The sequence below is a fragment of the Aeromonas sp. 9A genome, assembly GCF_963900955.1.
GTDB lineage: Bacteria > Pseudomonadota > Gammaproteobacteria > Enterobacterales > Aeromonadaceae > Aeromonas > Aeromonas salmonicida.
In genome coordinates this window covers 2,622,549-2,644,735 of record NZ_CAWRFG010000001.1, presented here as the reverse complement: position 1 = coordinate 2,644,735, position 22,187 = coordinate 2,622,549, and the positions used below count along the sequence as shown (strand labels likewise).

At 58.7% G+C, this 22,187-nt stretch carries 18 protein-coding genes; 7 read left to right on the top strand and 11 right to left on the bottom strand.

Going from position 1 to position 22,187, the window contains the following annotated elements:
• Nucleotides 1-44 precede the first annotated feature (44 nt).
• Genes selD through AACX78_RS12270 form a run of 3 tightly spaced genes read left to right on the top strand, consistent with a single transcriptional unit; the run spans nt 45 to nt 2,933 of the window.
• Entirely contained in the window at nt 45-1,085 is a 1,041-nt protein-coding gene (gene selD, locus AACX78_RS12280) for a selenide, water dikinase SelD (RefSeq protein ID WP_265342338.1), read from the top strand.
• 58 nt (nt 1,086-1,143) lie between these two features.
• Nucleotides 1,144-2,259: a tRNA 2-selenouridine(34) synthase MnmH gene (mnmH, locus tag AACX78_RS12275; RefSeq protein ID WP_005311444.1), complete on the top strand. Its 1,116-nt coding sequence runs from the start codon at nt 1,144-1,146 to the stop codon at nt 2,257-2,259.
• Nucleotides 2,260-2,288: 29 nt separating this feature from the next.
• Nucleotides 2,289-2,933 carry an MBL fold metallo-hydrolase gene (locus tag AACX78_RS12270; RefSeq protein WP_159166363.1) on the top strand — a complete coding sequence of 215 codons (645 nt, stop codon included), beginning with the start codon at nt 2,289-2,291 and terminating at the stop codon, nt 2,931-2,933.
• 142 nt (nt 2,934-3,075) lie between these two features.
• Here AACX78_RS12270 and rplY read toward each other — a convergent pair whose 3' ends face one another.
• The 5 genes from rplY to AACX78_RS12245 form a co-directional block, all read right to left on the bottom strand.
• The gene (gene rplY, locus AACX78_RS12265; RefSeq protein WP_005311442.1) at nt 3,076-3,363 is read right to left on the bottom strand and encodes a 50S ribosomal protein L25; all 288 of its coding nucleotides are present in this window, start codon (nt 3,361-3,363) and stop codon (nt 3,076-3,078) included.
• A gap of 106 nt (nt 3,364-3,469) precedes the next feature.
• The gene (locus tag AACX78_RS12260; protein WP_159166362.1) at nt 3,470-4,339 is read right to left on the bottom strand and encodes a LysM peptidoglycan-binding domain-containing protein; all 870 of its coding nucleotides are present in this window, start codon (nt 4,337-4,339) and stop codon (nt 3,470-3,472) included.
• A 78-nt stretch (nt 4,340-4,417) separates the two neighbouring features.
• Nucleotides 4,418-8,305, bottom strand: a complete 3,888-nt coding sequence (hrpA, locus tag AACX78_RS12255) for an ATP-dependent RNA helicase HrpA (protein WP_159166361.1) — start codon at nt 8,303-8,305, stop codon at nt 4,418-4,420.
• 203 nt (nt 8,306-8,508) lie between these two features.
• Nucleotides 8,509-8,931, bottom strand: a complete 423-nt coding sequence (locus AACX78_RS12250) for a CBS domain-containing protein (protein WP_005311439.1) — start codon at nt 8,929-8,931, stop codon at nt 8,509-8,511.
• Between the two features lie 84 nt (nt 8,932-9,015).
• Nucleotides 9,016-10,086, bottom strand: a complete 1,071-nt coding sequence (locus tag AACX78_RS12245; protein WP_034523647.1) for a helix-turn-helix transcriptional regulator — start codon at nt 10,084-10,086, stop codon at nt 9,016-9,018.
• Between the two features lie 566 nt (nt 10,087-10,652).
• Here AACX78_RS12245 and AACX78_RS12240 point away from each other — a divergent pair.
• The gene (locus AACX78_RS12240) at nt 10,653-11,975 is read left to right on the top strand and encodes a YjiH family protein (RefSeq protein WP_125606729.1); all 1,323 of its coding nucleotides are present in this window, start codon (nt 10,653-10,655) and stop codon (nt 11,973-11,975) included.
• 317 nt (nt 11,976-12,292) lie between these two features.
• Here the strand turns inward: AACX78_RS12240 and AACX78_RS12235 are convergent, their stop codons facing one another.
• The 4 genes from AACX78_RS12235 to AACX78_RS12220 form a co-directional block, all read right to left on the bottom strand.
• Nucleotides 12,293-12,622 carry a YbaB/EbfC family nucleoid-associated protein gene (locus AACX78_RS12235; RefSeq protein ID WP_011898717.1) on the bottom strand — a complete coding sequence of 110 codons (330 nt, stop codon included), beginning with the start codon at nt 12,620-12,622 and terminating at the stop codon, nt 12,293-12,295.
• A 127-nt stretch (nt 12,623-12,749) separates the two neighbouring features.
• On the bottom strand, nt 12,750-15,347 hold the full coding sequence (gene dnaX, locus AACX78_RS12230) for a DNA polymerase III subunit gamma/tau (RefSeq protein ID WP_159166360.1): 2,598 nt from the start codon (nt 15,345-15,347) through the stop codon (nt 12,750-12,752).
• Nucleotides 15,348-15,526: 179 nt separating this feature from the next.
• The gene (gene apt, locus AACX78_RS12225) at nt 15,527-16,072 is read right to left on the bottom strand and encodes an adenine phosphoribosyltransferase (RefSeq protein ID WP_005311419.1); all 546 of its coding nucleotides are present in this window, start codon (nt 16,070-16,072) and stop codon (nt 15,527-15,529) included.
• A 130-nt stretch (nt 16,073-16,202) separates the two neighbouring features.
• Nucleotides 16,203-16,580 carry a YbaN family protein gene (locus AACX78_RS12220; protein WP_125729914.1) on the bottom strand — a complete coding sequence of 126 codons (378 nt, stop codon included), beginning with the start codon at nt 16,578-16,580 and terminating at the stop codon, nt 16,203-16,205.
• A 287-nt stretch (nt 16,581-16,867) separates the two neighbouring features.
• Here AACX78_RS12220 and dusC point away from each other — a divergent pair, with 287 nt between their 5' ends.
• From dusC to AACX78_RS12205, 3 genes are all read left to right on the top strand, one after another.
• Nucleotides 16,868-17,812, top strand: a complete 945-nt coding sequence (dusC, locus tag AACX78_RS12215) for a tRNA dihydrouridine(16) synthase DusC (protein ID WP_159166359.1) — start codon at nt 16,868-16,870, stop codon at nt 17,810-17,812.
• A 97-nt stretch (nt 17,813-17,909) separates the two neighbouring features.
• Nucleotides 17,910-18,278: a TraR/DksA family transcriptional regulator gene (locus AACX78_RS12210; protein WP_021139343.1), complete on the top strand. Its 369-nt coding sequence runs from the start codon at nt 17,910-17,912 to the stop codon at nt 18,276-18,278.
• 94 nt (nt 18,279-18,372) lie between these two features.
• Nucleotides 18,373-19,131 carry a substrate-binding periplasmic protein gene (locus AACX78_RS12205; protein WP_159166358.1) on the top strand — a complete coding sequence of 253 codons (759 nt, stop codon included), beginning with the start codon at nt 18,373-18,375 and terminating at the stop codon, nt 19,129-19,131.
• A 49-nt stretch (nt 19,132-19,180) separates the two neighbouring features.
• Here AACX78_RS12205 and rnd read toward each other — a convergent pair whose 3' ends face one another.
• Nucleotides 19,181-20,293 (bottom strand): ribonuclease D, encoded by a 1,113-nt coding sequence (gene rnd / locus AACX78_RS12200; protein ID WP_042467386.1) that lies wholly within the window; start codon nt 20,291-20,293, stop codon nt 19,181-19,183.
• A gap of 81 nt (nt 20,294-20,374) precedes the next feature.
• Complete coding sequence (fadD, locus tag AACX78_RS12195; protein ID WP_096119665.1) at nt 20,375-22,051, bottom strand: long-chain-fatty-acid--CoA ligase FadD; 1,677 nt, start codon at nt 22,049-22,051, stop codon at nt 20,375-20,377.
• Between the last annotated feature and the right edge of the window lie 136 nt (nt 22,052-22,187).

Genomic DNA, 22,187 nt, shown 5'->3' with positions numbered 1-22,187 from the left:
TGATATACGCTGTTTCATCTTGAGAAACAGCCAAACAAGGGGTAATCATGTCTTCCATTCGTCTGACCCAATACAGCCACGGGGCTGGCTGCGGCTGCAAAATTTCTCCCAAGGTGCTCGACACCATTCTCAAGAGCCAGATCCCGGGCTTTGACGACCCGACCCTAGTGGTTGGCAACAGCAGCAAGGATGACGCGGCAGTGGTCAATATCGGCAACGGTCAGGGCATTGTTTCCACCACCGACTTCTTCATGCCCATCGTCGATGATCCCTTTACCTTTGGCCGCATCGCGGCCACCAACGCCATCAGCGACATCTACGCCATGGGCGGCAAGCCCATCGTTGCCATTGCCATCCTTGGATGGCCCATCAATACCCTAGCCCCGGAAGTGGCCCAGCAGGTGATAGATGGTGGCCGCCAGGTGTGCCATGAAGCGGGCATATCCTTGGCTGGCGGCCACAGTATCGATGCCCCCGAGCCCATCTTCGGTCTTGCCGTGACCGGTATAGTGCCGCTCAATGCCATCAAGCAGAACGACACGGCCCAGGCGGGTGACATCCTCTACCTGACCAAGCCCCTTGGTATCGGCATCCTCACCACGGCCCAGAAGAAGGGCAAATTGAAGCCAGAGCATGAGCAGCTGGCCCCCAACGCCATGTGCACCCTCAACAAGATTGGCCAGCGCTTTGCCGAACTGCCCGGCGTGCACGCCATGACGGATGTGACCGGGTTTGGCCTGGCGGGACACCTGCTTGAGATGTGCGAAGGCTCAGGTGTGTGTGCCACCCTCGATTTCAAGGCGCTGCCACTGCTCGACGAAGTAGATTACTACCTGTCCGAGGGCTGCGTACCGGGCGGTACCCTGCGCAACTTCGATTCCTATGGCGCCAAGCTCGGTGCCATGGATGAACGCACCCGCAACATCATGTGCGATCCGCAGACCAGCGGCGGCTTGCTGGTTGCCGTCGGTAAAGAAAGTGAAGCCGAGCTCCTTGCCATCGCGACACAAGCGGGGCTGACCCTTTCCCCCATAGGCCAGCTGAAAGCCTATACCGGAAACCAGTTTATCGAGGTTATCCAATGAGTCAGCAGCTGCTTGCTATTGATACGGATCTGGCTCGGACGTCTCTGGAGGTCCTGCGATGAGCCAACTGCCACTCACCTCGGATCTGGCCCGGATTTTTCTGGATGATGTCCCGCTTATCGACTTGCGTGCCCCAATCGAGTTCAAGGAAGGGGCCTTCCCCTGCTCGACCAGTCTGCCCCTGATGACTGACGATGAGCGTGCCCAGGTGGGCACCTGCTTCAAGCAGCGAGGCCAGGCGGCGGCGATTGAACTGGGTCACCAACTGGTGGGGGGCGCCGTGCGTGCCGAACGGCTCGACGGCTGGCTGGCACAGTTGCGAAAACAGCCCGATGCCCTGCTGTACTGCTTTCGTGGCGGCCTGCGCTCACAAACCGTGCAACTCTGGTTGCATGAGGCCGGGGTCACCCGCCCCCGGGTAGCCGGTGGCTACAAGGAGATGCGCCGTTTCCTCATCGATACCCTGGACAAGGCCGCGGCCGAATGTCACTGGACAGTGCTGACCGGCATGACCGGCTCCGGCAAGACCCATATGCTGGAGCACGTGACTCAGGCGGTGGATCTGGAGGGGCATGCCCATCACAGGGGCTCGTCATTTGGTCAGCTTCCAGGGGGCCAGCCCAGCAACATCAATTTTGAAAACAAGCTGGCCATCGAACTGCTCAAGCGCCGCCACCAGGGTGAACATGCCTTCGTGGTGGAGGACGAGAGCCGGCTCATCGGTCGCTGCTGCCTGCCCAACCCCCTGTTTGATGCCATGTGCGAGGCACCGCTGGTGGTGGTGGATGTACCGCAGAGCGAGCGTGCCGAACAGATCCGCCAGGACTATGTGCACGATCTCTGGCTACGTTATCAGGCCATGTTTGGCGCCGAAGAAGGCTGGCCACTGTTTGCGGCCTATCTCACCGATGCGCTGGCCCGCCTCAAGCGCCGCCTTGGCGATCAAGCACACCGCGAGCTGGACCAGCTGATGCAAATCGCCCTCGCCGAGCAAGCCAACAGCGGCACCACCGAGCGCCATCTGGCCTGGATCACCCTGCTGCTGACCCGCTACTACGACCCCATGTATCTCTATCAACTGGGCAACAAGCGTGAGCGCATCGTGTTCCGGGGTGAGAAGCAGGCCTGTCTGGACTTCTTTGCCGAGCAACACGCAGCCCGGCAGCAAGGCTGACTCACCCCCGTCAAACAAGAGGACCTCCTATGTTGAAATTCGAGGTGATCCCGGTCACCCAATTCGCCCAGAACTGCTCCCTCATCTGGTGTGACGAGACCCACCAGGCGGCGCTGATTGACCCGGGTGGCGAGGCCGACAAGCTGCTCGCAGCCATCACCCAGCGCGGGCTTACCCTGACCCACATCCTGCTGACCCATGGCCATCTGGATCACGTGGGCGCCGCCGCAGAGCTGAGCGAAACAACCGGCGTAGCCATCACAGGCCCCCACAAAGAAGATGCCTTCTGGCTCGACATGCTGCCTCGGCAGAGCCAGATGTTTGGCTTCGCCCATACTCCTGCTTTCACGCCGGACAGCTGGCTTGAGCAGGGTGACAAGGTGCGAGTGGGCAACTGCGAGCTGGAGGTCTATTTCTGTCCGGGCCACACTCCGGGCCACGTCATCCTGCTCAGCCAGGCCGAAAAACTCGCCTGGGTCGGTGACGTGCTGTTCGCCGGCAGCATAGGCCGCACCGACTTCCCACGCGGTGATCACGCCATCTTGATAAAGTCGATCACTGAAACCCTGCTGCCGCTGGGTGACGAGATTGTCTTTATCCCGGGCCATGGCCCCAACTCCACCTTTGGCCGAGAAAAGGCAAGCAATCCTTACCTGACCCAAGCCGTCTGGTAACAGCAAGCAGGCTTGCCACTGACGCCAAGAGGGCGACCCCGGGGTCGCCCTCTTCCATGGCTTGCTGCAAGCTTCATCAAACGCCAGACAGCAAAAAGCCACTCCTGAGAGTGGCTTTTTCTTCAACCAGATTGGCTCGCTATTAAACGCGAACGAAATCCAGGTGAACCAGCTTCGGCTTAACCGGGTGACGCTGGATGGCCTTCACTTTAACGTTGACTTCTTCACCGTTGATGACCAGGGTCAGCACGGATTCGTAGAATTCCGGCTTCTCTTGGGCAATGATGAATTTTTTGTGGTCAACAGTGATGGACTGAGCTTCTTTGCCGGCACCGTAGATGATGGCAGGAACTTGGTCAGCGTGACGCAGGCGGCGGCTCGCACCTTTCCCCAGGTCAGAACGGACTTCAGCTTGGAATACGAAAGACATAGTGGTTATCTCATATAGATGAATTTATGGTGCTGACTGCGACCGGTCAGCACCTCGCAAAACGAGGGCGCATACTAGCATGGGCCCTGAACAGTGACAAGATACCTTAACGCCCCTGCTCCAGCCGGGCAAAACGCTGTTGCCGCTGTGCCGGACTCAGGGCATCGAAGCGCGCCAGCGTCTGCGGCGCAGGGCAGTAGAGGGTATCCCCCGTCTTCACCCGGATGCCGTTGCCCATCAGCGGGCGATTGTCATCGACAATGGCCAGCAGATAGCTGTAAGTGTCCCCCGCTATGCCCGTGACAGTGCCGTTCTGAGCCAGGGTCGCAGCAATGCGCCACAGGGTTTCTCCCGATGCCACCCTATGACAGACCTGCTTGCCACCACCGGCAGCGGGAGCCGCCAGCGTCAAGGTCGTGTTGACGGATGTCGGTGTGACAACGGGTTGCGATTCTCTCTTGGCCCCGTCTCGGGCGACACTCGCCAGCATGGCCTCCGGCGCCAGCCAGGTTGCGCGCAGATTGAGACTCACCAGCAGCGGCTCGGCTCCATCACGGATGGCTCTTGGCTGACCGGGCATCACAGGCGAAGAAAATTCCGCCATAAAGGGTACCTGACCAGGGATCGCAGCCTGTTGGCTCTGCCTCTGATCCAAGGCAGGCAGCAGGGGTGCAAGCCCGTAGGCGGCCTCATCGATACGCCTGAGCCGGGCCAGATACGCCTTGGAGAGTTGAGCCTCCCCCTCGAACAGGTCAAAGGGGGGCACCAGCCGGGCCGGAAACAGCACCTGCCAGCTGCCCTTTTTTTTCTTGAGCTCAAGGGGGGGAAATTGATTGCCCCGCCAGGCCACGAACATGGCCGGCGGAGTACGGTGTAGCGGGTAATACTCCGGGTTCAGTTGTACCCAGGTTTGCTCGGCTATGGGTTGATAGCCACTGATGTTGACCATTGCCACGCTTAACCAGAATCCAAGCATCCTTGCTCCTCCGTTAGCCTTTTCCTGGTCGGCGGCAAGGGCCACCGACACGAAGACCTGCCTGTCTCCTACAGCAGATTAGCACTGGGCGATGGCGTTGAGCACCCGTTTATCTGACACCGGATAGGGGGTCCCCAGATTCTGGGCGAAGAAGGAGACCCGCAACTCCTCGATCATCCAGCGGATATTGGCCACTTCGGTCGGGATCAACTGGGATTTGGGGATCTTGGCCAAGAGAGCCTTGTACTCGGCTTCAACGCTCTGCACCTTGAGCATGTAAACCCGATCCCGGTTGGGATCGATGGCCAGCTTTTCCATCCGGCGCTCGATGGCACGCAGGTAGCGCAGCAAGTCCGGCAGCCGCTGCCAGCCAGTCTCGGTCACGAACCCCTTGTGAATGAGGTTGCCCAGCTGAAGCTGGATATCCGACATGGCAAAGGCGGTGTCGAGCTGCATCTTGCCCTTGAGCCGCTTCTTGATTTCGTGAGAAAGCGTCAGCACGGCTTCCACCTGGCTGGCCACTTCCACCACGGCATCGTTGAGCTCGGCTCGGACAAACTCTTTGAGCCCCTCAAAACCGGCCTCATCCCAGGCCAAGCCGCCATGCTGTGCAATGAGCTTGTCGCAACCGCAGGCAATACAGTCATCGATAAGCTCGGCCACCTTGCCAAAGGGGTTGAAGTAGAGCCCCAACTTGGCCTTGTTGGGCAGCTTCTCCTGCAGGTACTTGATGGGAGATGGCACATTGAGCAACACCAGCCGGCGCTGGCCCGCCCACATCAGCTGCTGCTGGGCCACAGCGCTCTCCACCAGCTGGATGGAGACAGAGTCCTTCTCATCCACCAAGGCCGGATAAGCCTTCACCTCGAAGCCGCCGCGCTTCTGGCTGTATTCCTGCGGCAACTCGCCAAAGCTCCACAGCGTCAGGCCTGATTGCTCTATGTCGTCATCCGCCACCTGGGACAGCGTCTCCTGCACACGCCCACGCAAGGATTCTTTCAGCGCCTCCAGATCCTTGCCTTCCGCAATAAGCTTGTGCCTATCGTCCACCACCCGGAAGGTGAGTTTCAGGTGATCGGGCACAGCAGCCCAGTCCCACGCCTCGCGGGGCACAGTCACCCCCGTCATGCGCCGCAGTTGACGCTCCATCTCATCGAGGAGCGGTCCCTGCTCGGGGTTGAGGCTGGCAAGCAGCGCATCGGCGTAGTTGGGGGCCGGTACGAAATTCTTGCGCATCGGCTTTGGCATGGATTTTATCAGCGCCACCAACAACTCATGACGCAGCCCGGGGATCAGCCACTCGAACCCCTTTACCTCCACCTGATTGAGCAATGGCAGCGGAATATGCAGGGTGACGCCATCGGCCGCATCCCCTGGTTCAAACTGGTAGCTCAATTTAAGTTTGAGTCGCCCCTGCTGCCAGAAGTTGGGATAGTCGAGATCACTGATGTGGGCCGCATCCCCCTTCATCAGCATCTCCCGCTCGAAGTTGAGCAGCTCTGGGTCCTGCTTTTGCGCCTCTTTCCACCAGTTGTCGAAGTGGCGACTTGATATCACCTCTTCCGGCAAACGGGCGTCGTAGAAGCGGAACAAGTCCTCATCCTCCACCAGAATGTCGCGACGGCGGGACTTGTGCTCCAGCGCCTCCACCTCGGCTAAAAGCTTGCGGTTGTCGCCAAAGAAGCGGTGACGGGTCTCGAAATCCCCCTCCACCAGGGCACGACGGATAAAGAGCTCTCGACACAGCACAGGATCGAGGCGACTGAAGTTGATGGTGCGCTCATTGACCAGCGTCAGACCAAACAGGGTCACTTTCTCCTTGGCCATGACGGCGCCATTCTTCTTCGACCAGTGGGGATCGCTGTGGTGCAGCTTGATGAGGTGAGCCGCCAGCGGTTCCACCCACTCCGGCTCAATCTTGGCATTGACCCGGGCGTAGAGGCGGGAGGTTTCCACCAGTTCGGCGGCCATCACCCACTTGGGCGGCTTCTTGAACAGACCCGAGGCCGGGAAAATGTGGAAGCGGCCGTTGCGGGCACCGAGAAACTCGGGCTTCTCCAGATCCTTGTTGCCGATATGGCTCAGGAGGCCGGTCAGCAAGGCGCAATGCACCGTCTTGAAATCCGCCGGTTCATGATTGGCTTTAAAGCCCAGCTCTTTCACCGTCTGGCGCAACTGGAAGTGAATATCCTGCCACTCGCGCACTCGCAGGTAGGAGAGAAACTCCTTCTGGCACATGCGGCGGAACGGGTTGCTGCCCAGTGCATCCTGCTGCTCTTTGAGGTAATTCCACAGATTGACGAAGGCAAGAAAGTCAGAATCCTTGTCTTCAAAGCGCTTGTGCTGCTCGTCGGCGGCCTGCTTCTTCTCCATGGGCCGCTCACGGGGATCCTGGATGCTGAGGCCGGCGGTGATCACCATGACCTCGCTCAGGCAACCGGTTTGCGCCGCCGAGATCACCATCTTCGCCAAACGGGGATCAAGGGGAATGCGCGACAGCTGACGACCTATGTCGGTCAACTGCAGTTTGGGTTCCTGATCCCGGGTGCTAGGCAGCTCTCTAACTGCCTCCAGCTCCTTGAGCAGGCTCAGGCCATCCTTGATGTGGCGCGACTCGGGCGGCTCGACGAAGGGAAAGGCCTCCATGTTGCCAAGGCCGAGTGCCAGCATCTGCAAAATGACGGAGGCCAGGTTGGTACGCAGGATCTCGGGATCGGTAAAAGCGGGACGATTGTTGAAGTCCTCCTCGGAGTAGAGGCGAATACAGATACCGTCCGCCACCCGGCCACAACGCCCTTTGCGCTGGTTGGCACTGGCCTGGGAGACCGGCTCTATAGGCAGGCGCTGCACCTTGGTACGCCAGGAGTAGCGACTGATGCGGGCAGTGCCCGGGTCTATCACATAACGGATGCCCGGCACTGTGAGAGAGGTTTCCGCCACGTTGGTGGCGAGCACGATGCGCCGCCCGGCGTGTTGCTGGAACACCCGGTTCTGCTCTGTATTGGAGAGGCGCGCATAGAGCGGCAGCACTTCGGTATCTCGCAGGCCCAGTTTGTTCAAGGCATCGGCGGTATCGCGGATCTCCCGCTCGCCGTTCATGAAGATGAGAATGTCCCCCAGTCCTTCCTCGGCCAGCTCCTGCACAGCATCGAAGATACCCTGCAACTGGTCGCGATCGTCACTCCCCTCCAGCAGCGGCCGATAGCGCACATCGACGGGATAAGTGCGGCCGGAGACCTCGATCACCGGCGCCTTGTTGAAATGGCGGGAGAAGCGCTGGGGATCTATGGTGGCCGAGGTGATGATCACCTTGAGATCGGGGCGCCTTGGCAGCAGCTGCTTGAGATAACCCAGAATGAAGTCGATGTTGAGGCTGCGCTCATGGGCCTCATCGATGATGATGGTGTCGTACTGGGTCAACATACGGTCATTCTGGATCTCCGCCAGCAAGATACCGTCTGTCATCAGCTTGATGTGGGTCTGCTCGCTCACCTGATCGGTAAAGCGCACCTTGTAACCCACGTACTGGCCGAGTTCTGACTCCATCTCCTCTGCGATACGAGCAGCCACAGTACGGGCAGCCAGACGGCGCGGCTGGGTGTGGCCGATGAAGCCCTTCACCCCGCGCCCCAGCGCCAGGCAGATCTTGGGGATCTGGGTCGTTTTGCCCGAGCCGGTTTCACCGGCGATGATCACCACCTGATGCTCACTGATCGCCTTGGCGATCTCTGCCTGCTTCTGGCTGACAGGCAAGTTGTCCGGATACGTGACCTTGGGGACACCGGCCAGACGGGACTGATAACGCGCCTGCGCTGCGTCCAGATCGGCGGCAATGGTCTCCAGCACTGTGATCTGCTTGCCCTCGGGCAGCTTCTTGATCCCGTTCAGACGACTGGAAAGACGACGGGCATCAAGATTCATGCAGGCTGATAGACGGCGGCGCAGCGCCTCGATAGAGAGAGACAAGGTACAAATTCCTTAATAGAGAGCCCAGCATGGGGCCATATCGACAAGCTTCGGCAGATCCTAAAGAGCGGGCGGGAGCGGTGCAAGCCTTAAAGCGATTGGGGTAGCGATGAAAGCCGGAATAGATCCGGTATGAAGAGAATGCCTGAATAAAAAGAGCAGGCACCCGGCCTGCTCCTGATGACGCCTTCCACTCAACCTGATCAGACCCGGGCCTTGTGCACGAAGCAGGTACCCAGCTGGGCATGGATCGCCTGCATCACATCGTGACGGCTGATCACCCCGAGCAGGCGCCCCTCCTCCACCACCGGATAGATCTTGGGCTTTTGCCCCATCATCATCTCGGCCAGCTCCAGAATGCTGGTATCAGGCCCGACGGCCAGCACCTCATTGCGCATCACATTCTTGACCTGAGCCACCTGCTCGCAGTGATAGGCCTCTTTGAGCATGACGGCAATACAGTCCTGCTCGGACACCCAACCAATGAGATGACCCAGTGCATCCACTACCGGGCCACCGAGCTGGCGGCTATTGAGAAACTTTTCCACCGCAGATTGCACCATCATGTCAGCGCTGAACGTGATGGGCCGGTGCTGCATGTAATCCTTTGCTTTTAGTGATTCCATTGTGCTTCCCCCAACCAGCCTCCCGGGCGGGAGGCGCAAGTCAGACACTATGTCCGACCCACACCAAGCATAGCTCGCCCAATATCAGGAGATGGATTGCAGCAGCAACAGCAACTCGTTCTGGCTGTGGCAGTCGGTCTTCTTGAAGACCCCTTTGAGGGTCGAGCGGACTGTTTCCACCTTGACACCGCGCAGCTCGGCGATGTCGTTGCTGCTATAACCCTTGCTCATCAGCACCAACAACTCTTTCTCGCCGATGGTGAGGGGGTAAAGGCTCGCAAGTGCCTCGATATCAGGATTGAATGAGTGTTCGGGATCCCGCAGCACCACTTCCACATAACGCTCAAACCGGCTGAGGCCGCTCATCAGGGTGCACTGGATCAGCAAGGGCCTTAAATTGGCCTGACGGGGAATGGACATATAAGCGCTCGCTCCCGGCAACAGGTAAGCAAAGCCATTCAATATCTCTTTGAACTGGCGTTGCTGCTCCTTATTTTGCAGCGAGAAGATACCATTGATGGCCCGCAGCTCCACATTTTCATCTGAGATACGGTTGAAGGCCACATTGGAATAATGGATATGGCCTTTGTCATCGACGATGGCGCTGGGCTTATTATGATTTTTAACCAGCTGCTGCAGCTGGTAGTTCTGGGTCTCCAGGGCCAGCAGATTCCAATAATGGTGGCTCCAGGCAGCCAGGCCGGAATAAACCTCTCCCAGTGAGGAGATATCCTGAGCGCTGAAATCATCCTGGCTGGCACCACGATAGGTACACAGGCTGCTAAGGCCCCGCCCCTTCACCCGGCAGACGCCACCCGCCGCAAACTGGGCGCCGAAGCTGGCCAGCAATCCTGCCGAATTGGACAGGGTGGTGGCATTGACTATGCCCTGGCAGCCCTTGTCCAGATAATGATTGAACCACACATCCTGGCGATGGTGTTGCACATAGAACTGCTGCTGAGCCTCGGTCAGGCCGCTTGAGAAGAGTTTTATCCCGTCGCTTTTGTCATCATCCCGTAACAAAAATAGCGAGGAACTCCCCGACACATCGGTGCGGAACTGATCCACCACCAACTTAATGTCAGAATCATTAATACCGCACTCATATAACTGGCTTATATAGGGCGATACCCTTTCCTTTACTAATGCCTTCACACCCGAACTCCTAATTCTTATTTTTATTGAGGAGGCATCTTACTCTGCAATGAGAAACGCGAAAAGTAGTCAAATGAACAAAGGTTTTATAACTGTTCCGTAAATAGTAATGATGAAACGACATAAGGGTGAGCGAAAGCGAAAATTTAAAATCCAAGTTAATGTTTTTTATGCTTTTTGTCGCTATGGATTTTTTTGTCGGTCTAAAGATTCCTGTCTCTGTGACATCCTGATTACCCGACAGGCCTCACATTTTATCCCTTTTGCCATGACAGCGGGTCCAGCCCGGATAAAAGCGCGCCCCCCTGCAACCCCGCGACGCTGCGATACCGGGTCTACGCAGACAAGCCACAGGTTATCTATTCCATCGTGCTGGCGCCTGAACCAAAAACCCTCATCCCAAAGAGCCGGGCAAGCCGTTAGTTGTCTGGGTCCCCTCATAAAAGACTCAAGTTGAGATTGTTTCCAGGAGGTTAATTTTGTGCTTTATTTGTGAACTCAGACGGGCATTGTATATACAATTCGTTAGATGGATATCGGACAGGTATCAACCACAAGGAGAGTGTATGGAACCGGAAAATGTATTGATAGCGCCCACCCGATCAGCGGCGGGGATCAAGCTGCTGCTAGCCAGCCTGTTTGGTATCGCCATCTTCTTCATCCCCTTTGAACTGGCAGGCCGCAGCACCATCATGGTGGACCACCTGGCCGGTTTTCTGATAGCGCAGCGCCCACTGGCGGTGGGGTTGATCCTGTTGCTGATTGGCTATGGTGCCATCACACCCTTGCTGGATGGTCGCTGGCGCGCCCGTCCCATCGACCGGCTTCTGAGCCTGTTCAAGCTGATCGGCCTGGTACTGGCACTCATGTATGTTGCCAATCTGGGACCGGCCTGGCTGATGACACCGGATCGTCTGCCCTTCCTGTTTGACAAGCTGGCCATGTCGGTCGGTCTTATCGTGCCCATTGGTGCCATGGCTCTTACTTTCTTGCTCGGCTTCGGTCTGCTGGAGCTGATAGGCGTACTGATGCAGCCCGTGATGCGGCCGCTGTGGCGCACGCCGGGGCACTCTGCCATTGATGCGGTCGCCTCTTTCGTCGGCAGCTATTCGGTAGGACTGCTCATCACCAACCGGGTCTTTCTCGCGGGTAAATACACTGTGCGGGAAGCGGTCATCATTGCGACCGGGTTCTCCACCGTATCGGCCGCGTTCATGATCATAGTCGCCAAGACCCTCAACCTGATGGAACACTGGAACTTCTATTTCTGGTCCACCCTGGTGATCACCTTTGTCATCACCGCCATCCTGGCGCGCGTGCCCCCCATCTCCAACATGGCCCATCATGGGGAAACCGACGAACCATTGCCCGCCGGCAAGAACCGCTGGCAAGCCGCACTGGCATCCGGGTTGACCCAATCCAGCATGGCGCAACCCGTACTGCGCCAGTTGCAGGACAACCTCAAGGATGGCCTGCTGATGGCGGCTGCCGTGGTGCCCACCATATTGTCGGTCGGTCTGCTCGGTCTGTTGCTGGCGCAACACACACCGCTGTTCGACCTGCTGGGCTGGCTGCTGTGGCCGCTCACCTGGCTGCTGGAACTGGGCGAACCGCTGGAAACTGCCAGGGCACTTTCAGCCGGGCTGGCAGAGATGTTCTTGCCCGCCATTTTGCTCAAAGATGCCGACCTGCTGGTGCGCTATGTCACCGCAGTGGTATCGGTCAGCTCGGTTCTCTTTTTCTCCGCTTCCATACCCTGCATCCTGGCCACCCGGATCCCGGTGAGTGTGGGCCAGCTGGTGGTGATCTGGCTGCTGCGCACCCTGCTTGGCATAGTGCTTGCCGCACTGTGCGGCAAGCTTGCCATGGCAGCAGGCTGGCTGAGTTAAGCAAGGTGGCAACACCCTAGTGATGAAGCACAAGCGCGTGCACAAACCAAGAAGGCGCCCGAGGGCGCCTTCTTTTGGCTTAGGGACAGCCATTACACCAGCCCGGCACCGGGGCGCTTCATCGGAAAAAGCGCCATAAAAAACGCAGCTGACACAGATCCCTGTATCAGCTGCGTCCTGGTCACGCTTGATAGGGCTTGCGATGCCAGATGAGGAACGAATGAAACACTCACTCTGCGCCACATCGCAAGGAGCATCAGACCGATCTGGCCCTGAGCCCGCGCCCCTATCGACGCATTGGATTTACGTCAGCATCCTTAGAAGGGCAGCTTCATGCCTGGGGGCAGTTGCATGCCACCGGTCAGCTCGCCCATCTTGCTCTTGCTCTGCTCTTCCACACGACGTACGGCATCGTTGACGGCAGCAGCAACCAGATCTTCGATCATCTCTTTGTCATCTTCCATCAGGCTCTGATCGATCTCGATGCGACGCACGCTGTGACTGCCAGCCATGGTGACCTTGACCATACCAGCACCGGCTTCGCCGACTACTTCCATCTCGGCAAGCTGCTCTTGCATCTTTTGCATGCGCTCTTGCATCTGTTGGGCCTGTTTCATCAGGTTCCCCATTCCACCTTTACCAAACATATGTCGTCTCTCGTCTTGAAATCCGGCATCCAGCGCCGGGCTGTGGGCTTGTTCTGTCCTAAATGGGGACAGGCAAACCCCTTTTCAACCGGGCACTGGGCCCGGCATGGGTTTTAACGAATCGTATTCAACTGCTCAGCGGCTCTATGCTCTCCTGGTGGAGCACGGCGCCAAACCTTTGTCTAAGAAATTGCACATTGGGATCCTGCTCCAGATCCCGGCTCACCTGCTCGCGCACCCCCAGATAGAGGCGATGCTCGATCTCAAGGGGGGTTTCCTGATCCGGCACAGTCCCCAGTGTCACCTCCACCTGCACGGCTTGGCCAAGCTCGGGGCCTATGATCTCGGCCAGATCGACACGGGCCCTGTCGCTGACCAGATGACGCTGTTCGGGTTTCAGGGTCAACAACACCTTGTCTCCCTGCCGGGTCATAACAGAGTTGATCGCAAGCTGGCGCAGCCGGCCACCGACGCCAGTACGGGCAATCAACTCAGCCCAGGGATCGCCGCAATTGACCAGCAAGGAAGACGGGATCAGTCTGGCGACCTCTTCCCCCTCCTCGGGTTGGTTGTCGCTCTCCAGCTCATCCCAGTCTATGGTCTCCATTACGGAGGCAACCATGGGCGCTGGCTCGCTGGTAACAACCGCTTGGGGCATCACGGGGGCGGCGCTGGACACGGCAGGCGCTACCTGCGCCCTCGCGGCCGGCGTACCGTCCAGATCCCAGGGCGGCAGATCATCGGGGTTGGGGCGAGCCCTGGTGGGCGCCTGAGCCGGGGCAGCCTGATCATAGGCAGGCATTGCACTGGCTCCCGAAGCCGCCGTCTGTGCCACATTCGCCATTGACGTACTGGCAGCAGACTCGCCAAAGCCTTGATTCAGATACTCTTCATAGTCGCTGCCCCCCTCATCATACGCATCCAGCGGCGGCAATTCGTCATATGCCGTCACAGGGGCTGAATGATGGACAGGCGCCACAGCCGCCCCTTGCCAGGGAGCTGATGATGGCGTGACGGCTGGCTGCGCGACAGGGCGCCCCTCGGGCACAGCCACCGGTTTGATGGGTGCAACACGCGGGGCCTGGGCTGTCGCAGGCTCGCTGCGCAATCGGCTGCGCAGCAGATTGCGCTTGCCAAGCAGGCTCTGCATGCTGGACGCGGCAGACGGCGCGGCTTCAGGCTCAACCACCGACTCGGCGGCTGTCTCAGCCGGCACCTCGGTGGGTTGCTCAGCTGCCACTGCCATGTCTGAAGGAAGGTGCTGCATCGCCTTATCGGCAACCACAACGGTGCTGATCGGGGCGCTCGGCGCATCCATGGCAGGCTGTGCCTCGTAGCCCATCTGCTGCGCTTCGCGCAGCAACTCGTCCTGTTCGACAAAGAGCGGCGCGCTCAGCGCATCGCTGGCCGTCTCCTGCTCATCCGTCTCGAGCACGGCATGCGCAACAAGGGGCACCATCTGGGTGGCGGTATGTTCTACCGACACGGATCCGGGGGCAGCAAGGGGAGCCACAATCGCAGTGGCCAGCGTCGGGGCGGAGTCAGCCCCGCGGGACTTTCCCAGCTGGGCCGGCGCGGCTCCCATCCCTCCCGCCATGGAGGGTGGCAGAACCGTGAGATTGGCAGGATGCACGGCCTCACGACGCGGGGAGAAAGCCAGCATGCGCAAGCACGTCATCTCCAGCGAGGTGCGACCGTCCGGTGCCCAGGGCAGATCTTTTCGTCCCCCCAGCACGATTTGGTAGCAAAGCTGCACCTCTTCCGGGCTCATGGCCTGGGCAAGTTGCAGCAGAGACTCGGCATCCGCCCCCTGCTCTTGCACTGTGGCAGGCAACAGCTGTGCCATGGCAATGCGGTGCAGCAGACCTTCCAGCTCGGCATGGAGCTGATCAAAATCGGGGCCCAGGGTAGCGATTTCAGTGATCTTGGCCATGGTGGCCGCCGCATCCTGGCGCAGGACCGCTTCCAGCAACTGGTGCAGGTGACGATGGTCCAGGGTGCCCAACATGGCCAGCACGCTTTCAAGGCGCACGCTGCCATTGCCATGAGCCAGCGCCTGATCGGTCAGACTCAGGGCATCGCGCATACTGCCATCGGCCGCCTTGGCCAGGGCCAGCAAGGCACGCGGTTCGAACGGTTGAGCTTCCTGATCCAGCACCCACTCCAGCTGCTTGGCAATCTGGGTCTGATCCAGACTCTTGAGATGAAACTGCAAGCAACGGGAGAGAATGGTAATGGGCAGCTTCTGCGGATCCGTGGTGGCCAGCAGAAACTTCACATAGGGAGGCGGCTCTTCCAGGGTTTTGAGCAGGGCGTTGAAGCTGTGACGCGACAACATGTGTACCTCATCGATGAGATACACCTTGAAGCGGCCGCGGGCCGGGCGGTACTGCACGTTATCGAGCAGCTCGCGGGTATCTTCTACCTTGGTGCGGGAGGCGGCGTCAATCTCCAGCAGATCGACAAAGTTGCCCTGATCGATCTCGCGGCAGGTATCGCATACGCCGCACGGGTGACTGCTGATCCCCTGCTCGCAATTGAGACTCTTGGCCAGAATGCGGGCTATGGTGGTCTTGCCGACCCCTCGGGTACCGCTGAGCAGATAGGCATGATGCAACCTCCCCTGATCCAGGGCGTTGGTCAAGGCGGTCAGCACATGATGCTGGCCTACCACTTGTTCAAACGTATGGGGGCGCCATTTACGCGCCAGAACCTGATAGCTCATAAATCTCGATGCAGGGATAACAAGGCATTGAGGCAGAATGCTAACACAAATGGATGTTGGGCTGTATCGGCTATCGGCGAGGTCGGGAGGGATCGCTTGAATTTCAAACCGATGCCCGGACGGGCACCGGTTTCAAGACGCGCAACAGGCTGACGAGGCCTGCTTTGCATACTGGGGGATTATTCGCCGGCCAGTTCGACCAGTGAGACGACCTTGATGCCGGCGGCAGTCAGGCGGGCATCACCACCCAGGGACGGCAGTGAGATGATGAAGGCCGCATCTGCCACCTCACCACCGGCACGGCGGATAAGCTTGACGGTAGCATCGACGGTACCGCCGGTCGCCAGCAGATCGTCAACCACCAGCACCTTGTCACCCGGCACTATGGCATCGGTGTGCAGTTGCAGGGTGTCGGTGCCGTACTCGAGGGCATAGGACTCTTCAATCACAGCGCGGGGCAGTTTGCCTGGCTTGCGTACAGGCACAAACCCCAAGCCCATGGCGAAGGCGACCGGCGCACCGAAGATGAAGCCGCGGGCTTCCGTACCGACGATCTTGGTGATCCCTTGATCACGATAATGCTCGGCCAGCAGATCGATGGTGGCCTTGAAGGCCTCCGCATTCTCTATCAGGCTGGTGATGTCACGAAACAGAATGCCCGGCTTCGGATAGTCGGGAATGGTCTTGATGCTCGCTTCGATAAATTTCAGGGTTTCCGGATTCATGGTTTGACCGTTTGTTTTTCGACCCAGATGGCCGTTTATCTCATCTTCCCGCCAGCGGGAAATAAAAAGGCCCATCACGCAACATGACAGGCCGACTCCATAGCATTATTGCCGCAATAGCTTAGGGACTTCACTTCTCCATTGCAACTGGCTCCAGTACTGGCAAACGTATTAACCAGGTGAGCAGGATCACCATTATGGCAATGAGCAGCAATCTGACCCAGAGCAGAGGCACCACCGCCAGGGACACAGAGAAAGAGAGCAGGATAAAGACGACGGCGCGGCGGCGGGCATGACGGCGAATGCCGCGGTGCTGCTGCCAGTCGACGATGGGCGGCCCGAACCAGGGGTGAGCCAGCAGCCAGCGGTGAAAGCGGGGAGAAGAACGGGCAAACAGCGCCGCCGCCAGCAACATGAAGGGAGTGGTTGGCAGCAGTGGCAGCACTATCCCGACAATGCCGGTCACGAAGGCCAGCCAGCCCAACCCCATCAGACACCAACGTTTCATGGCCGCTCCTTTACAATGCACCTCTACTTAGCCTAACAGAATTGGCCCAAAAGCCGACAACGTCGGCTATCTCTGCAGCAATCTGCGGCTCATCAGACTCAATGAAGCTGCCAACGGCTATCGTCTCTGCAATCCCTTGCCTTCGGAACCGGTTATGCGCGTTATCATGTTCATCCCCTTGCACTAGATGGATGATTCATCCCGACGTGTGGGCTGGCGGCTGACAACGCCGGCCATTGCCACTACAATCTGCGCTCTTTTTTCTCCCCTTGTCTTCGGAACCGGTTATGCGCGTTATTTTGGCCCCCATGCAGGGGGTGCTGGATCACCTGATGCGGGAGGTCCTCACCTCCGTCAACGATTACGACCTCTGCGTGAGCGAATTTATACGTGTGGTCGATCAGCTGCTGCCTGCCAAGGTGTTTTATCGGATCGCGCCCGAACTCAAGCAGGGCGGCAAGACCCGCGCCGGCACACCGGTGCGAGTACAACTGCTGGGGCAGCACCCGGAATGGCTGGCAGAAAATGCTGTGCGTGCCATCGAGCTCGGCTCACCGGGGGTCGATCTCAACTTTGGCTGCCCTGCCCCCACAGTGAACAAGAGCAAGGGAGGCGCCATCTTGCTCAAGGAGCCCGAGGCCGTCTACCGCATCGTCAAGGCGGTGCGTGAGGCGGTGCCAGCCCATCTGCCGGTCAGTGCCAAGATCCGTCTTGGTTACGATGACAAGGATCTCTATCTGGAGAATGCTCAGGCTGTCTATCAGGCTGGCGCCAACGAGCTGGCGGTCCATGCCCGCACCAAGCGCGAAGGCTACAAAGCGCCGGCTCATTGGGAGTATGTGGACGCCATCCGCCGCGCCCTGCCCATCCCCGTCACCGCCAATGGCGAGATCTGGGATCACCAGGATGCCCTGACCTGCGCCAGTGTCTCCGGTTGCGACGCCCTCATGGTGGGCCGTGGCGCCATCTCCCTCCCCAATCTGGCCAACGTGATGAAGACCGGCTGCGCTCACATGAGCTGGGCAGCAGTGTTGCAGCTGATGGTGAGCTACACGGAGCAGGATCTGGCGAGCGAGAAGGCGGATTACTATCCCAGCCGCATCAAACAGTGGTTCAGTTACCTCAAGCGGGAATACCCGCAAGCCGACCTGTTGTTTCGTGATATCCGCCTGTTCAAGGAGACGGATCCCATTCGCGAGGCCCTGTTGCAAGCCACGAAAACTGTGATCTAACCGTCCTTTACTTGACGCATATCATCTTGATAATCCTGTCGCTTCCCTATACTGCCCTGGATTCGTAATTCGTCTGTTGGGGGCTAGTGTGTGTGAAATGACGCAAGCCCGGTTGGCCGTGTGGCGTGAACGCCTGCTGGCTGACTGGGCGCAAGTAAGAGGAGAGCTGATCGATCAGCTCAAAGCCTGCCGGCGTGACGAGTGGGCGGAAAAAGTGGATCACTGCGAGCGGGATCAGCTGGTTGATCTGACCAGTCGTCTCGATTTGCCCAAGGTGGAGCAGAGTGTGGCGAGCCTCAAGCGGATCGATGCGGCTCTCTGTCAAATGGATCTGGGCCTTTATGGTCTTTGCTCCGATTGCGAGGAGCCGCTCTCCATCGAGCAACTCGAGCAGGATCCGACCCTGCAACGCTGTCCGCGCTGCGAAACCCGTTATGACAAGGGGTTCCACGCTCACGAACTCTAAGGGATGCACATTCGTGCATCCTCTCTTCCCGGCTGGTCAGGCTGTCGCTTCTATCCAATAATCAACAACAACCGTGCTGAACAGGGATGTTTCCGTGTACAGAGTCTTGTTGTTATGGTGTTTGTGTTTCACCGCCTGGGCACAGGAGTCACTGAGCGTGGGCTGGTCAAGCTGGCACCCGTTCAGCTTTCGCGATGAACAACAGCAGTTGCAGGGGCTGGACATAGAACTGCTGGAGGCCATCTTCAACCGGGCCGACTTCGAGGCCCGCTACATCGAAATGCCCTGGGCCCGGACCCTGCGCGAGCTCGAGTTCGGCTCCCTCCAGATGACGATGACGGCCAACAAGACAGTTCAGCGGGAACAGTTTGCCCGCTTCTCCATCCCCTATCGCCATGAAAGCACAGTGCTGATCATCCGACGCCAGGACAAAGCACGCTGGCAAGGGGTCGACCAGCTATCCGAGCTGCTGCCCCTCACCCAATTCACCATAGGCGTGCTGCGCGATTTTGATTATGGGGCGGATTTTCGCACCTTCATGCAGGCACCACAGGTGACGGATCGCCTGATCGTCAGGTTGCGGATGGAGCAATTGATCAAGCTGCTACTGGCGGGGCGCATTCAGGGGGTGGTCATGGATCCCATGGGCATGCAGGAGCTGGCCCTCGCGGGCATATCCCTCGATAAACTGACCACCTTGCTCGATATCCAGCAAAACCCCGTGCATTTGATGCTAAATCGCCGCACTACCACAGAGCCGCAGTTGCAGCGCCTCGATGAGGCCATACGGGCGCTGATGCAAAGCCCGCAATACGCCCGGATCCTTGCCCGTTATCACTACCCGCTGCACTGAGGCAGATATAAAAAATGGGCCCAGCGGCCCATCTCTCTTTTGGTATCTGTTATTGGGCCAGCAAATGACCTACCAGCTCATGACGCCACCCTTGCAGCAACATGGGCTTATCGCTGCGGGCGCGCTCTTCATCGCTCATGCGCCAGCTCCAGGTGAAGTACTGGTGAATGATCTTCTTGCTCGCCACCAGTTCAGGCGGAATATTGCAGGCCTTGGCCTTCTCTTCCACCATCCCCTTGATGCGCTTGAGTTCAGCCTTGTACTGGGGATAATCCACCAGTCGGCGGATCGGCTCGGGCCAGCTATCCGGCTCGCTGCGCTGGGCCTGGGCCACTATGTCCAGCATCCGCTTGCCATGGATCTTGATTTCGATGGGAGCCAGACCCAATTCGTTGAGGTCGCGCAGGGAGGCCGGACGACGCTCGGCCACCTTGAACAGGTGCAGCTCCTTGACCACGAAGTTGAGAGCCAGATCCCGGCGCACCGCTTCCTGCTGACGCCAAGCAGCCAGCTCGCGCAGTATGGCCAGTTCGCGGCGGCCCAGTTGCCAGGCGTTGATAATGTCGAGATAGGCTTGATAGGGATCACTGCCCTGGGTCTTGCGAGCCGAGTGGTTCTGGCACTCCTGCTCGAACCAGGCGAATTTGCCGCTTTCGTGCAGTTTGGCCATCACCTTCTCGTAGAGGGGCATCAGGTAGAGCACATCGGCGGCTGCGTATTCGAGTTGACGTTCGGTGAGCGGGCGGGCTAGCCAGTCGGTACGCGCCTGATCCTTGACCAGATCCACCCCGAGAAACTCCTTGGCCAGCGCACCAAAACCCACAGAGACACCATAGCCCAGGAAAGCCGTTGCCAGCTGGGTGTCGTGCATCTGATTGGGCAGGTGACCGGCTTCATGCTGGATCAGCTCAAGGTCTTCGCCGGAAGCGTGCAGTATGGCGATCTGCCCTGCCCGACCGAGCCGTTGCCAAAGGGGGGCGAGATCCAGGGTGAGTGGATCCAGCAACGCCAGATGCTCACCATCATAGATCTGGAACAGGCCCAGCTGGGGGTAATAGGTGCGGGTGCGAACGAATTCAGTATCGATGGCCAGGGGAACGTCGGCCAGGGAGGCGAGATACTGCTCCAGTTCGGCTTGCTGAGTGATAAGTTGATAGTGCATCGTTGCCTGCGCGTTGATCAGGGCCAAAAGAAAAAACCGTGGATTGACCCACGGTTTTGCATGACAGCGGCGGATCGCCCGTTATTGCTTGGCAATTTCCTCGTCGCGCAGCACGCGCCGCAGGATCTTGCCCACATTGGTCTTGGGAAGTTCGTCGCGAAATTCTACCAGTTTCGGCACCTTATAGGCAGTCAGATGTGTGCGGCAGTGGGCAATTATCTCGTCCTCCTGCAACTTTGCATCTTTCTTGACCACGAAGATCTTCACCAACTCGCCGGATACCTTGTGCGGCACGCCGACGGCGGCCACTTCCAGCACCTTGGGATGAAGCGCCACTACATCCTCGATCTCGTTCGGATAGACGTTGAAACCCGAGACCAGGATCATGTCCTTCTTGCGATCAACAATCTTGAAAAAACCCTGCTCGTCGCACACGGCGATATCACCGGTACAGAGCCAGCCATCCTGCATCACCTCGGCGGTGGCTTCCGGTCGCTGCCAGTAACCCACCATCACTTGCGGGCCGCGCACCTGCATCTCGCCCGGCTTGCCGAGCTCGGTGATCACCTGACCTGCGTCATCCACCAACCGGATATCGGTAGAGCAGACAGGCAGACCGATGGAGCCGTTGTAATCGAGCAGGTCGTAGGGGCAGACGCTCACCAGAGGGGAGCACTCGGTCAGCCCATAGCCTTCCAGCAGCGGGGTGTCGGTCAGCCCCTTCCACTGTTCGGCGACCGCCCGTTGCACCGCCATGCCACCCCCTATGGTCAACTTGAGCTTGCTGAAATCCATCGACTGGAACTCACCGTTGTTGACCAGGGCATTGAACAGAGTGTTGACCCCCGTGATGCAGGTGAAGGGGTATTTTCTGATCTCTTTGACAAAGCCCGGTATGTCGCGCGGGTTGCTGATAAGCAGGTTGTACCCGCCCATGCGCATGAACAGCAGACAATTCACTGTGAGGGCGAAGACGTGGTAGAGCGGCAGTGCCGTGACCACGAACTCCTTGCCACGCTCCAGCATGGGGCCGTAGACGCCAAGGCACTGCTCGACGTTGGCAATCATGTTGCGGTGGGTCAGCATGGCGCCCTTGGAGAGACCCGTGGTGCCACCTGTGTACTGCAGGAAAGCGAGATCGTCGTTGGTGATCTCGGGCTTGATATACTGCAGGTAGCGACCCTTGGCGAGCGCCTGGCGCATGGTGCTGGCGTGGGGCAGGTTGTATTTGGGCACCAGCTTCTTGACGTATTTCACCACGAAGTTGACGAGTGTGCCCTTGGCCAGCCCCAGGTTGTCACCCATGCGGGTCAGGATGACGTGCTTGATCGGGGTGTCGTAGACCACTTTTTCCAATGTATGGGCAAAGTTGGAGACGATGACGATGGCCTTGGCGCCGGAGTCCTTGAGCTGATGTTCCAGCTCACGGGGGGTATAGAGGGGGTTGACGTTCACCACTATCATGCCGGCGCGCAGTATGCCGAACACGGCAATGGGATATTGCAGCAGGTTCGGCATCATGACAGCTACCCGATCACCCTGACTGAGCTTGAGCTCGTTTTGCAGGTAGGCGGCAAAGGCGCGGGACTGCTCTTCCAGCCGGCGGTAGGTGATGGTCTGCCCCATGTTGACGAAGGCAGGTTGATCGGCGAACTCGGTCACCGACTCTTCAAACATTTCGACCAGGGAGCTGTATTGGTCTGGATTGATCTCGGCGGGGACCCCTTCCGGATAACGCTTCAGCCAGACTTTTTCCACGAACTTCTCCTGCATAACTAGCACCTGTGCGCTCACTGTGTTGCCTCCGTCCCTGTTCACATCCATTTCAATTGGTTGTTTTAAGCTCATGCTCTAATGCCGCACATACTTACATAGGGCAACATCAATTAACAGC

Excerpts from the sequence above, each read along its gene's own strand:
- dusC (WP_159166359.1), top strand. The coding sequence starts at position 16,868 with ATGCGCGTTATTTTGGCCCCCATGCAGGGGGTGCTGGATCACCTGATG.
- rnd (WP_042467386.1), bottom strand. The coding sequence starts at position 20,293 with ATGCACTATCAACTTATCACTCAGCAAGCCGAACTGGAGCAGTATCTC.
- AACX78_RS12210 (WP_021139343.1), top strand. The coding sequence starts at position 17,910 with ATGACGCAAGCCCGGTTGGCCGTGTGGCGTGAACGCCTGCTGGCTGAC.
- apt (WP_005311419.1), bottom strand. The coding sequence starts at position 16,072 with ATGAATCCGGAAACCCTGAAATTTATCGAAGCGAGCATCAAGACCATT.
- AACX78_RS12270 (WP_159166363.1), top strand. The coding sequence starts at position 2,289 with ATGTTGAAATTCGAGGTGATCCCGGTCACCCAATTCGCCCAGAACTGC.
- AACX78_RS12240 (WP_125606729.1), top strand. The coding sequence starts at position 10,653 with ATGGAACCGGAAAATGTATTGATAGCGCCCACCCGATCAGCGGCGGGG.
- AACX78_RS12260 (WP_159166362.1), bottom strand. The coding sequence starts at position 4,339 with ATGCTTGGATTCTGGTTAAGCGTGGCAATGGTCAACATCAGTGGCTAT.
- dnaX (WP_159166360.1), bottom strand. The coding sequence starts at position 15,347 with ATGAGCTATCAGGTTCTGGCGCGTAAATGGCGCCCCCATACGTTTGAA.
- mnmH (WP_005311444.1), top strand. The coding sequence starts at position 1,144 with ATGAGCCAACTGCCACTCACCTCGGATCTGGCCCGGATTTTTCTGGAT.
- AACX78_RS12250 (WP_005311439.1), bottom strand. The coding sequence starts at position 8,931 with ATGGAATCACTAAAAGCAAAGGATTACATGCAGCACCGGCCCATCACG.
- AACX78_RS12235 (WP_011898717.1), bottom strand. The coding sequence starts at position 12,622 with ATGTTTGGTAAAGGTGGAATGGGGAACCTGATGAAACAGGCCCAACAG.
- rplY (WP_005311442.1), bottom strand. The coding sequence starts at position 3,363 with ATGTCTTTCGTATTCCAAGCTGAAGTCCGTTCTGACCTGGGGAAAGGT.
- AACX78_RS12220 (WP_125729914.1), bottom strand. The coding sequence starts at position 16,580 with ATGAAACGTTGGTGTCTGATGGGGTTGGGCTGGCTGGCCTTCGTGACC.